This is a genomic window from Pseudomonas sp. GW821-FHT09H03, from assembly GCF_059415945.1.
In genome coordinates, this window is record NZ_JBWKOF010000021.1 from 66,040 (window position 1) to 77,313 (window position 11,274).

General features: G+C 57.0%; 11 protein-coding genes and 1 pseudogene. 6 read left to right on the top strand and 6 right to left on the bottom strand.

Annotated elements, in window-relative coordinates:
- Window positions 1-16: 16 nt before the first annotated feature.
- Entirely contained in the window at window positions 17-949 is a 933-nt protein-coding gene (locus AC07OG_RS24080; protein WP_060540784.1) for a chemotaxis protein CheV, read from the bottom strand.
- Window positions 950-1,032: 83 nt separating this feature from the next.
- Between AC07OG_RS24080 and flgA the strand changes: the two genes are divergently transcribed.
- The 4 genes from flgA (at window position 1,033) to AC07OG_RS24100 (ending at window position 3,670) form a co-directional block, all read left to right on the top strand.
- The gene (flgA, locus tag AC07OG_RS24085) at window positions 1,033-1,794 is read left to right on the top strand and encodes a flagellar basal body P-ring formation chaperone FlgA (protein WP_495068273.1); all 762 of its coding nucleotides are present in this window, start codon (window positions 1,033-1,035) and stop codon (window positions 1,792-1,794) included.
- A gap of 196 nt (window positions 1,795-1,990) precedes the next feature.
- On the top strand, window positions 1,991-2,317 hold the full coding sequence (gene flgM, locus AC07OG_RS24090) for a flagellar biosynthesis anti-sigma factor FlgM (protein ID WP_060540786.1): 327 nt from the start codon (window positions 1,991-1,993) through the stop codon (window positions 2,315-2,317).
- 48 nt (window positions 2,318-2,365) lie between these two features.
- Entirely contained in the window at window positions 2,366-2,833 is a 468-nt protein-coding gene (locus AC07OG_RS24095) for a flagella synthesis protein FlgN (RefSeq protein ID WP_495068274.1), read from the top strand.
- Window positions 2,834-2,923: 90 nt separating this feature from the next.
- Window positions 2,924-3,670, top strand: coding sequence for a flagellar brake protein (locus AC07OG_RS24100; protein WP_495068275.1), 747 nt, complete (start codon window positions 2,924-2,926; stop codon window positions 3,668-3,670).
- A 63-nt stretch (window positions 3,671-3,733) separates the two neighbouring features.
- Here AC07OG_RS24100 and AC07OG_RS24105 read toward each other — a convergent pair whose 3' ends face one another.
- The 4 genes from AC07OG_RS24105 to AC07OG_RS24120 all read right to left on the bottom strand — a co-directional run bounded on the left by AC07OG_RS24105 (window position 3,734) and on the right by AC07OG_RS24120 (window position 8,941).
- Window positions 3,734-5,110, bottom strand: coding sequence for an MFS transporter (locus tag AC07OG_RS24105; RefSeq protein ID WP_495068276.1), 1,377 nt, complete (start codon window positions 5,108-5,110; stop codon window positions 3,734-3,736).
- Between the two features lie 62 nt (window positions 5,111-5,172).
- A complete protein-coding gene (locus tag AC07OG_RS24110; protein WP_495068278.1) occupies window positions 5,173-6,414 on the bottom strand; it encodes a glutamine synthetase family protein in 1,242 nt (413 codons plus the stop codon).
- 233 nt (window positions 6,415-6,647) lie between these two features.
- Window positions 6,648-7,340 carry a sensor histidine kinase gene (locus AC07OG_RS24115; RefSeq protein ID WP_060540791.1) on the bottom strand — a complete coding sequence of 231 codons (693 nt, stop codon included), beginning with the start codon at window positions 7,338-7,340 and terminating at the stop codon, window positions 6,648-6,650.
- Window positions 7,337-8,941, bottom strand: a complete 1,605-nt coding sequence (locus tag AC07OG_RS24120; protein ID WP_495068277.1) for a response regulator — start codon at window positions 8,939-8,941, stop codon at window positions 7,337-7,339. Before AC07OG_RS24120 ends, AC07OG_RS24115 begins: the two co-directional genes overlap by 4 nt.
- Window positions 8,942-9,690: 749 nt before the next feature.
- On the opposite strand from AC07OG_RS24120, the gene AC07OG_RS24125 reads away from it, so the two are divergent.
- Together AC07OG_RS24125 and AC07OG_RS24130 are read left to right on the top strand one after the other, a co-directional pair.
- Entirely contained in the window at window positions 9,691-10,191 is a 501-nt protein-coding gene (locus AC07OG_RS24125; RefSeq protein ID WP_060540793.1) for a DUF4822 domain-containing protein, read from the top strand.
- A gap of 101 nt (window positions 10,192-10,292) precedes the next feature.
- Window positions 10,293-10,733, top strand: a complete 441-nt coding sequence (locus tag AC07OG_RS24130) for a hypothetical protein (protein ID WP_060540794.1) — start codon at window positions 10,293-10,295, stop codon at window positions 10,731-10,733.
- Window positions 10,734-10,810: 77 nt separating this feature from the next.
- Here the strand turns inward: AC07OG_RS24130 and AC07OG_RS24135 are convergent.
- Window positions 10,811-11,089, bottom strand: a pseudogene (locus AC07OG_RS24135) (IS66 family transposase); the annotation flags it as partial.
- Window positions 11,090-11,274 lie beyond the last annotated feature (185 nt).

The window sequence follows — 11,274 nt, forward strand, 5'->3', positions numbered from 1 at the left end:
CAGGAGCAACGAGCCCCTAGCTGAAGTCTGCTGCTTTGATCCGGTCGACTACCCGGGATGCCAGGTCATCAGGGCGAAATTTGGCCAGGAAGTCATCGGCACCAACTTTCTTGACCATCGCCTCATTGAAAACACCCGACAACGAAGTGTGCAGGATGATATGCAGATTCTGCATGCGCGGGTCGTTGCGGATCTCGGCCGTCAGGGTGTACCCATCCATCTCCGGCATCTCGATGTCGGAGATCATCATCAGGAACTCGTCCCCCGGTTTCTTGCCTTCATCGACCAGCTTGCGCAGGTAATCCAGTGCCTGGCGCCCGTCATTGAGCGCTACGACTTCTACGCCGACCGTTTGCAGGCATCGCGTGACCTGCTTGCGCGCCACGGACGAGTCGTCGACCGTCAGTACACGCAAGGACAACGCCTTGTGCTGGGTTTCAACATCCACTACGCCAACCGAAATCACCTCAGAAGTAGGCGCCACCTCCGCCAGCACTTTCTCGACGTCGATGATTTCGACCAACTGGTTGTCGACCCGTGTCACCGCCGTCAGGTAGTGATCGCGACCGGTGCCCTTGGGTGGCGGATGGATCTCCTCCCAGTTCATGTTGACGATGCGCTCCACCGAGCGCACCAGGAAACCCTGGGTCTTGGTGTTGTACTCCGTGATGATCACGAAAGGATTGTTCTTGTCCTTCAGAGCACCAGAGCCGGTTGCCATCGCCAGATCAAGGATCGGGATGGTCGCCCCGCGAATATTTGCCACACCGCACACCACAGGACTGGATTTTGGCATCAACGTCAGTTTGGGGCATTGCAGCACCTCCCGAACCTTGAATACGTTGATTCCATACAGCTGCTGACCGTCGAGACGAAACAACAACAGCTCAAGGCGATTCTGCCCCACCAGTTGCGTGCGCTGGTTCACCGAATCCATTACACCAGCCATGCCCAGACTCCTACACCAACGCCAAGTGTTGTTGCGACGCACCTTCATCACTAAACGGCACGGCGCTTGCTTTTTTATCTGTCATGAACACAGAACCGACATTTTTCCGACACCTGACCACGCCCTGCCGCAAATTATTCGGCGTGTTCGCGGCCGTTTGCCTGTTCAACGCTGGCAGCCCTGCCCTTGCTGACGCGGTTACCTTGCCTGACATGCTTATCGGCGTCACCCAGGGGTTTCTTGAATTCACCGTAGAAGACTATCTGGCTACCAGTCAAACCGAAGGTCGCTACGAGATACAGGTCAACCAGCTCGATCCGCGACTGCGCATGCCCATGTGTGACAAGGAATTGACAGCGTCACTCGAAAGCCCGGCCAAGCCACTGGGGCGCGTCACGGTTAAGGTCCGTTGTGAGGGCGCCAGCCCCTGGACCGTCTTCGTACCCGCTCAAGTACGCCTGTTCCGCGATGTCGTGACCGTCGCCCGGCCATTGCGCCGCGCAGCCATCGTCGAGCCTGAAGACGTGATCCTGCGCGAACGCGACATCAGCTCGATCAACCAGGGCTACCTGACTTCCCTGGACCAGGCGATCGGGCAGCGACTGACCCGACCAATGGTCGCAGACCAGTTGATTACCCTGGTGCATATCGAACAGGCGGAAGTCATACGCAAGGGCGATCAGGTCGTGATTACCGCCCGCAGTGGCACGCTCAGTGTGCGAATGCCCGGAGAAGCCCTTTCAAACGGCGGCCTGAGCGAACAGATACGGGTGAAAAACCTGAACTCTCAACGGGTTATCAAGGCGCAGGTGACCGCGCCCGGGCAGGTGGAGGTATTCATGTAGGGAGTTGATTTGGCGATGTTCTGTGCCCATCAAGCGCCTGGCTTGCGAAAACATGGCGCTGGCCCCGGCGGTTCCCTAAACTGTGCCCTATGCACGGCAAGCGTTGACGCGCGCAGACTCATTGATAAATGAGCCTAAAGTTTTCCAGGGTATGGCCGAAAACAGGGCAAGCGTCCAAATTCCCAGAGGTTTTATCATGGTCATCGATTTCAGCCGTTTGAACAGCTCCTCGTCCCCTACGGGCAGTACACGTACCAGCGCCGCCAGGGAAACTGCCGAAGCCGGCAAATCCGCGCCGCTGGAATCCGCGGCCGAACAGGCCGGTACCGTCAAAAGCGGGGAATCGGTACATTTCAGCGAAGAGGCTCAGCAGTTGCAGAAGGTCACTGACAAGCTGCGCGATCAGCCTGCCGTCGACAAAGCCCGCGTGGCCGAGTTGAAAGCAGCGATTGCCGATGGCAGCTATAAAGTCGACAGCAACCGCGTAGCCAGCAAACTGCTCAACTTCGAAGCCCAGCGCTAGGCCCCGGCCGGCGCCAGGCTTTTGGACGCTTAAAACCCAAGGCCCGCCATGCACGACACTCATTTACTGCAACTGATTACCGACGACTTTGCACCGACGCAACATCTGCTGGAGTTGCTGCAGACCGAATCGCTTGCCTTGCATGGCCGCGACATGCCATTGCTCGAGGACATTCTGGCGCAGAAACAGGCCCTGATCGTCTTGCTTGAACAGCATGGCCGCAAGCGCAGTGAAATACTCACCAGCCTCAATCTGCCGACCAGCCGCCAGGGTCTGGAGCAGTTGGCCAGCCAATCAAGCATTGGCGAACAGTTGCTGGCGCAAAGTGACGCGCTGACCGATCTACTCGCGCAATGCCAGGCCATCAACGCCAACAACGGCAAGTCGATCCTGACCCAGCAAATGGCCACGGCCACCCAGTTGAAAATCCTCAATGGCGGTGAAACCCCGGCGCTTTACGACGCCAGCGGCACTTTCTCCAAGCTTGCCAAGCCTCGCGCACTCAGTCAGGCCTAGCTCCACGTTGAGCCCGCTCTATCACTAAGCGCAACATACTGGCAAAATGATAGCCAGTTGTAGTCAAATTTGCCTGGAGATTGATTAGCCGTGTCAAATGCCCTAAATGTGGATGATTCCCCGCAGCCACCCAAGGTGCTCTCCACGCCTCTGGAAATCTCCAGCAACCTGCGCCAGTTACTTGAAAGCCACGACCCCCTGATCATCACCTTTCATGAACGCAGCCAGCGCTTCCAGAGCTATCTGGTTGATCTGGACCGTGAAGGCGGCATGATTGCGCTGGACGAAATGGTCCCTCGCGATGGCGAACGTTACTTGCTCGCCGGCGAGCCGTTCAAGGTCGAAGGCTTCCACGAAGGCGTGCGCATTGCCTGGGAAAGCAATGGCCGGTTGAGCATCGATGAGTCCGCTGGCGGTCGCTGCTATCGCGGCACCCTGCCGGATGAAGTGATCTACCATCAGCGTCGCAATGCGTTCCGGGCGGCGTTGAAGCTGGCGCAACTGGTAGACGTAAACCTGGACGGCGAGAAGCTCAAGACAGCCTATCCCGGCAAGCTGCTGGATATCTCCGCGACTGGCTGCAAGCTGCGTTTCGAAGGCGACATTACTGGCAGCCTGCAACTGGGTCAGGTTTATGACCGATTCAACGCCGAGTTGCCCTTTGGCAAAATGACGGCACCGGTCGAGCTGCGTTACCTGCACTTCGAAGAAAAGATCGCCACCACCTTCGCCGGCATTCGTTTCCACAACATGAGCGGGCTGGTGCAGCGTCAGGTCGAGCGGTTCGTCTACCAGCTGCAACGCGAAGCGCGCCGCTTCGACAAAGACGACATCTGATTCAACGCTTCATGAAAAACGGGCAGTCCCTGGCGGTGACTGCCCGTTTTTTATGCATCGCGATTACGGCCTGGCCTCGGTGAAGCTTTGCTCACGCCCCGAGTCCGGGTCTTCTGGCGGTGGGTCCGATTCCGGCTTTGTTTCGGTTTCGGTTTCAGCGTCCGGCTCCGAACTCACCGGATTGCACATCTGATCCTGCACCACCTGTTCATCGACCCGCGGATCAAGCGCCGCCACCAGAGGCGAACTCGACATGCTGTCCGGCATGGCCACGTGATGCAGCGGCGCGTCGTCCACCTGGTGCAGGTTGGTCACCGCTTTCGGACGGATCCGCCATACCAGTATCAAGGCAAAGAAACTGAAGAACGCATACAGCATCTGGCTGCCGAACAGCTTCATCAGCACGCCGGCGACCAATGGCCCGATACTGGCGCCGACACCATAGGTCACCAGCAGCATCGCCGTCAGTGACACCCGGCGATCGCCTTCGACGTGGTCGTTGGAAAACGCCACTGCCAACGGGTACAGGCAGAACTGCACCAGCGAACAGAGGAAGCCGGCAATGAACAGTACCTCCAGCGGCACCTGCGGCATGATCGCCAGGGGCAATGCAGCCAGCGCCAGACTGAAGGCAAAACTGCGGATCAACAGCGCCCGGTCGTAACGATCGGACAACCAGCCCAACGGCCACTGCACCAGCAAGCCGGCAAAAATACAGCTACCCATGAACAGACCGACCTGCTCCGTGGACAGCCCTTGCTGCGAGGCATACAACGGTGCCAGACCGTAGAACGAACCGACGATCAGACCCGCCCCCAGCACTGTACTCAACGACTGGGGCACACGCTTGATAAAGAACCGCGGCTCCATCGGCGCCGGGTGCAACGGGGCCGGGTGAATCCGCCGGGTCAGGGCCACCGGCACCAGGCACAGGGCAAAGCACAGCGCGACCAGCATCAGCAGCTCCAGGCCCAGGCTCGGATGCATGACCAGAATCAGTTGACCCAGCACCAGGCCCAGGTACGACGCGATCATATAACCACTAAACACCAGGCCGCGTTGCTTGGCATCGGCCTGTTCGTTCAGCCAGCTCTCAATGACCATGTACTGACACATCATGCCCAGGCCGACGATCACCCGCAGGAACAGCCAGGCGGGCAGCCAGTCGATCAGGCCATGACCAAGCACCGCCGCACCGACGATCCCGGCACAGGCCGAATAGGCACGAATATGCCCGACCCGGGCAATCAGGCGGTGGCCGATCTTGCCGCCCAGCACCAGGCCGAAATAATTGGCGGCCATCAACGCACCGACCCACAGGCTGTCGACATTGTCTGCGGCCAGGCGCAGGCCCAGGTAAGTACTCAGCAGGCCCGAGCCGATCAACATCATCAGCGAGGCGAAATAAAGGCCTCGAAAGGACTTCCAGATTTGGCGCAACGAGCGACTCCTTGCAGTGAAGTTCGGGCTACCGCTAAACGATAGCCCATGTCGACAGATCGTCAGGCCTGGGCCGCTAAAACACGCCGCTCCCAGGGAGTAATTTCATCGAGGAAACTGGTCAGTTCCATAGTCTTCGAGGCGATGTAGCCTTCGATGAACTCCGTGCCGAGCAGTTCCTTGGCCAACTGGCTACCTTTCAGACGCTCAAGCGCCGCATGCAAGGTACAGGGTAATGAAAGATTATCCGGCACCTCGAATTCACCCTGGCTGGCCTCGCTCGGCTCCAACTGGTTCTCGATGCCATGCAACCCCGCCGCCAGGCTCGCGGCAATGGCCAGATACGGATTGGCATCAGCCCCAGGCAAGCGGTTCTCGACCCGACGCGCGACAGGCGCACTGGCCGGGATACGCAAACCGGCCGCCCGGTTATCGTGGGACCAGCAGGCATTGTTCGGTGAAGCGTAGGGATGGCACAAGCGCTGATAGGAGTTTACGTTGGGTGCAAACAACGCGGTGAAATCCGCCATGCAGGCCTGCTGACCGGCGATGAAATGGCGGAAAGTCGCGGTCTCCAGCCCGGCGTCGTCACTGAATACATTACGTGTGCTGGCGATTTCGACGATGCTCTGGTGAATGTGCATCGAGCTGCCCGGCGTATGTGCCAGCGGCTTGGCCATGCAAACCGCCGTCAGGCCATGCTTGAGCGCGACTTCCTTGAGCAGGTGCTTGAAAAGGAAGGTTTGGTCGGCCAGCAGCAGCGGATCGCCATGCAACAGATTGATCTCGAACTGGCTGACCCCCATCTCATGCATGCAGGTATCGCGTGGCAACCCAAGGGCCGCCATGGACTCGTAGACTTCGTTGAAGAACGGCCGCAAGCCGTTATTGGAACTGACGCTGAATGCCGACTGCCCGTCCTCGCGACGACCGTCCAGGCCCAACGGCGGCTGGAACGCCTGATTCGGATCGGGATTGGGCGCGAACACGAAGAACTCTACTTCGGTGGCCACCACCGGTGCCAGACCACGGGCCGTATAGCGCGCGATCACCGCTTTGAGCAGGCTGCGGGTGGAAAGACCGGAGCCAGAACCGTCCAACTCATCTGCATCACAGATAGCCAGGGCTCTTGCCGGCTTGCTCCAGGGCAAGCGGTGGATTTGCGCCGGGTCCGCAACCAGCGCCAGGTCGCCATCATCGCTGCCGTAAAAACGTGCCGGTGGATACCCGCCCATCATGCATTGCAGCAGCACACCACGCGCCAACTGCAACCTGCGCCCCGCCAGAAATCCCTCTGCGGTCATGACCTTGCCCCGCGGTACGCCATTGAGATCCGGCGTGACACATTCAATCTCATCAATGCCCGTCAATCGCTGCGCGAGTGAATTCAGGCCAACGGTCGTCATGACGCTATCCTTGTTATTGTGCGAGCCGCGAACGGCGACCGTACAAAATAGGCTCCACGTGTTCGGAATATCAAGCAGCGTTAAACAAAAAAAACAACCTACCGCAGCTGCCGCAGGCTGCTTCTACAGGGTCAGGGCAGGTAGAGTCTGAACACACCGCCGCCCAAAGGGCCGCCATTGTTGATTTCAGTGCGCCCGGCGACGCCATTGCGCTGATGCAATGCGGCAATTCGCCCGGCAAAGTACAGACCCAACCCGGTACTGCCGCTGCTTTGATTGATGCCCTGCACATAATCGGCCTGATGCTCGATCATCTGCGCCGGATACCCTTCGCCATCGTCGTTGACGGTCAGCACCAGTTGCCCGGCCTCGTCGCTGACACTGATCAAGATGGCGTGACGTGCATAACGAACGGCGTTGTTAATGCAGTTGGCCAGCACTGACGCGACCAGTTCGCGGTCGAAGAAACCCAACGGACTCAAGGGGTCCACGTCATAACTGACCACGATCGCGCGGCTGGCGAACACGTCATGGTGGCCGGCCAGTTGCGCCTCGATGAAATCGTCCAGCTCATGGTAGGCCGGTTGCAATGGCAGTTGGTTGACACCGAGTTTGTACAGCCCCAATAGCTGCACCAGCATGTCGTTGAGGTGGGCGAATTCGAAGTCGATAACGCCCTGCTCCGGCGCCTTCCGTACAGGCTCGGGCAAGCGCGACAGCCATTGGCTATGGGCCTGCATCAGCATGGCCAGCGAGTTTTTCATGTCGTGTACGGTCGACGCGATCACCGTGGAGAAATCGAGGGATTGCTGTTCGTCGTTCATGCGCCAAACGCCTTGCTCTTAAGCTTCTCGTAGCGCGCGTATCGCGCGTCGGTGTCGGGCATCAGGCCAACCATTTTCAGGCACTTGCGGCACTCTTCCATTTCCGCCGAGGCCACGCGGGTATCGGCGCCATGCAACAGTGACTGGGCCATATTCAGAGCGATACTGATGTTCTTCGGTTGCAGCGCCAGGGCTTTGCGGAACACCTGCCGAGCCTCGACCAGGTTACCAGTCTTGTACACGCGCACACCCTGACGGTTGAGCTCGGCGGCATCGTTTCCGGAGTTGAGAATAGTCGGATCATCGGTCTGCTTGGCGATGTCCTTCATGACCGCAGGGTCGTCGCCGTAGATTTCCACGCAGTTTTTCAGCATGGCGGTACCGGCCTCGGTCTGCCCGAGCATTTTCAACTGTTTGGCTACCAACAGCGCTGCCTCGGCGCTCATGAACTGCTCCATGCCATCGAGGCGCAGCAACGCCTGCTCGGTGAGCTTGTCAGCGGTCTCCGCGTCGTTGAGCAATAGACTGGTAGCCTTCATCAAGCGCGCACGAATTTGCAGGCCCGGGTCGCTGGGGTTTTCTTTGGCTACGGCACTCAGGGTTGTATTGATTTCCAGGCGGGTGCGGGTATCCAGGCCCCTTTCGCTGCCTTTACTGATCAAGGCGTGGGCCAGGCCAAGGTTGCTCTCGGCATCCTTGAAGCGTGATTGCGCGCCTTGGGTCACGGCCTGGCGATAGGCTCGGGAGGCCGTATCGAAATCCTCGTTGGCCATCGCCAATTTACCCAGCAACGCCTGACGGCGCACCGCCAGCGGCGACAGCCGAATCGCTTCCTCCAGCACTTGCTGAGCAGCTCTGGTGTCCCCTTCGGCGACCAACACGTCAGCCATACCGTCGTAAAGCGCCGGCATCATCGGAAATACTTTCAGGCCTTTCTCATAAGTGCTCTTGGCCTGCGAGACGTGCCCGCGCTTGAATTGCAGTTGGCCCAACCCGGCATAGGCCCAAGGCAACGGCCGATCGGCAATGATGCTGTCGTAAAGACGCTGCAGCGCCTCGTGCTGATTCAAATCACGCAGGGCATCGGCGCGATAGCGCAGGCACAACGGCGAGTAGCGGATGTCCTGCTTGCACAGGGCAATGCAAGCGTTGAGCACTTCCATCGGCTTGCCGCGATCCAGCGCCTGCAGGATCGGCTTGAGCAGGGTCTTGCGCTGCTCCAGGCGTTCCAGGCGCTGGGCCAGGCTGGAGCGGGTGAAGGGCTTGGTCAGATACGCATCCGGTTCATGCTCCAGGGCACTGAGTACCATGGCCTGGCTGGTCTCGGCGGTCACCATCACGAACACAGCTTCATGGCTGATCAGCTTCTCGACCATCAGGTCTTCGAGCACCTGCTGACCGTTCTTCTTGCCATCGCCGAGATGGAAATCCTGCAGGATGAAATCGTATGGCTTCTGCGAACACATCCGCAGCGCTTGCTCACCGGTGTCGGCCGTGTCCACGTCCTTGACGCCCAGCTCCCGCAACATCGACCGGATGGAACTGCGGAAGTCGGAGAAATCATCGACGATCAGAAAACGCTTTTGGTGATACGACAGCATCGAAGACTTCCAGGCAATTTAAGAAGAACAAGCAACGACAATCCGTGGACGAGCGCAGCTTCGCCGGCCCTTGCTTATACGTGCTGATGACGGATAGTAGCACTAAGCCATCAGCAGCCCTAGACGCACGGATTTTGCCAAGGGACCAGGAAAGTCCCTGACTCCCCGGTTTATCGGCCAGCAGTGGCAATCCCTTGAGAACTTCTCCTCAAGCACCATCAAATAATTGAATAGGCAATTGAGCCAGTATCGGCATGCTTGCTCAGTGGATGCCGCTGTATCGGGATCAGTCGCCAGCGACGCTACCTGCTTTCATTTCAGTGAAATCGGAGCAGGCGGTGCAATCAAACTGCTTTAAGAAGCTGCATTTAGCGCCTTGGCCTACTGCCGCAAGCGATACCCCAGAATCGCAATCTGGAGGGCGGTAAATTCACGCGGCCGGAAAAGCCAGGCGTACGATTTTTCCGAGCTCACCAAGTTCCCCATAAACGACTCGGATCAGTTTATGAGTGTGTATTTCAGTACAGTCTGGCGTCTCTTTTAAACACCCTTGCTTTGTTGAATTGACAGGAAACATTAAAATCATAGATCAAACAAATTCCCACTGTAATTATTACAGAAGTATACGAAGGCATTGTGAGCAATTGATATTGATCCTATATTCCATGAGTGGATCGAGCTAATCGCCGCTCTACACAAATGAAAGTACTAGCAAGAGTCACCACTAAAGCTCAGCAAGGAATATTTTCATGCGGAAATATAATACTGTATTAAAGGGCTTGCTTTTCGCTGGATTAATCAGCCCACTCACAAGCTACGGACTGCAGATGGAAGCTAAGTCCGACGCTCAAGCGTTGGCTTCATCTCCTCAATGGTTGACAACCAAAGTCTATATAGAAGGAACGCCGGAAGTAGACGTAAAGGAGAAATATCCAGGTGTTGTTGGGATATCAATGTGGGATCCAGAGCGCAATCGCTATGAGTTTTTTTATACCGATACTGGGCGATCAAAATACGAGAATGGCGGCGGCGGTTACTTCATGGTTACCGGCGATAAAAAAACCCATATTCTAGTCCCGGACAAGGGAACCGTTAGAACGGTGGTCAGGAGATTGGAAGCGCTGAATGACGAAGAGTTTACCTACTCACGAACGGTGCCTCGCGACATGGTAGAAACCAACCCCCCTGTCCGAATTTTTGTGGTCCATGAACCTTACAAAGGTCCCATAAAAACCTCGATGTCACAATAAATACACCAGCATTATATAGATTACATGCTGCCAAGCATCCGCCTCTAATAATGCGATATTGAGATAGCATTCATGAATGCCTAACAATAAAAAGGTGCAACATGACAATTACACTTAAAGCTGTATTAGCGTCTACTCTGCTATTGGCAGGAATATACTCGGTGAGCGCCAATGCCCAACCCTCGGCCCCACTGGTCGCCAAAGAAGCTAGCGCGACACCAGACAATGCACTTATGTTGACTGTCTTCCTGAAGCACGACCAATCACGACCATTAGGGGAGCTGAAAGCGCAACTCGCCAAGCAAGAATTTTACAAAGTATTTCCCCCCGCTGGTGTAGAGGTCATCAGTTGGAATATAACCATGGGTATAGGTCAGGTCATCGTTCTACGGTTACCTGCTTCGCGCCTCGCAGCGGTAAACCTTGCACTGGAAAACACCGCCTGGGGAAGTTACCGGACCGAGTTTTTTCCTACGTATGATTTCAAAGCAATAGCCTTGGCAGAACAAAATAAAGCACGAGAAACTAACTCTACGCAGTAGTTTTAAAATGGGTGCAAAGCATTTCAAGCGTGCTGAGGTGCTTGCATCCTTATTAGTGGTTTGTCATTTCTGTCATTCGCGAGCATCTGCACCGGCGTGCAGATCCACGTACACCACGTTGCGTTCAAGTACGCCTTCGCGCAGCGCATCGACCCGTGGCTGCAATTGCACGCCACAAACGTCGACCCAACTGGCCTGCGTTGAATGAGGAGTCGCAAGACTCGCCCGCCCCAAGACCTGCTCCTGGCGATACAGCGGTAAGCGATCGGCGTATTTCGCGATCATCATCCGGGCCTGCAGCCGGTAGTCGAGATGCCTTTGTGGATAACCTGCGCCGGAACTGGCGTTTGGATCAATTCATGTGTGTAGGCGCGAGCTTGCTCGCGAAGAACGTCAACGATTACGCGGGCTGTCTGGGTCCCCGTGGTGTCCTGGCGTTCTTCGTCGGAACGCCGCCCGGAGACTGCTCGCTCCTACAGGAAATCAGGGGACCGCGTTCAAGGTTTTTAAAGCACAAAAACAAAACCCCTACCTGCATACG

What these genes read in the sequence shown, in the direction of transcription:
- AC07OG_RS24080 (WP_060540784.1), bottom strand. Translation starts at nt 949, where the DNA reads ATGGCTGGTGTAATGGATTCGGTGAACCAGCGCACGCAACTGGTGGGG.
- flgA (WP_495068273.1), top strand. Translation starts at nt 1,033, where the DNA reads ATGAACACAGAACCGACATTTTTCCGACACCTGACCACGCCCTGCCGC.
- flgM (WP_060540786.1), top strand. Translation starts at nt 1,991, where the DNA reads ATGGTCATCGATTTCAGCCGTTTGAACAGCTCCTCGTCCCCTACGGGC.
- AC07OG_RS24095 (WP_495068274.1), top strand. Translation starts at nt 2,366, where the DNA reads ATGCACGACACTCATTTACTGCAACTGATTACCGACGACTTTGCACCG.
- AC07OG_RS24110 (WP_495068278.1), bottom strand. Translation starts at nt 6,414, where the DNA reads ATGACCGCAGAGGGATTTCTGGCGGGGCGCAGGTTGCAGTTGGCGCGT.
- AC07OG_RS24115 (WP_060540791.1), bottom strand. Translation starts at nt 7,340, where the DNA reads ATGAACGACGAACAGCAATCCCTCGATTTCTCCACGGTGATCGCGTCG.
- AC07OG_RS24120 (WP_495068277.1), bottom strand. Translation starts at nt 8,941, where the DNA reads ATGCTGTCGTATCACCAAAAGCGTTTTCTGATCGTCGATGATTTCTCC.
- AC07OG_RS24125 (WP_060540793.1), top strand. Translation starts at nt 9,691, where the DNA reads ATGCGGAAATATAATACTGTATTAAAGGGCTTGCTTTTCGCTGGATTA.
- AC07OG_RS24130 (WP_060540794.1), top strand. Translation starts at nt 10,293, where the DNA reads ATGACAATTACACTTAAAGCTGTATTAGCGTCTACTCTGCTATTGGCA.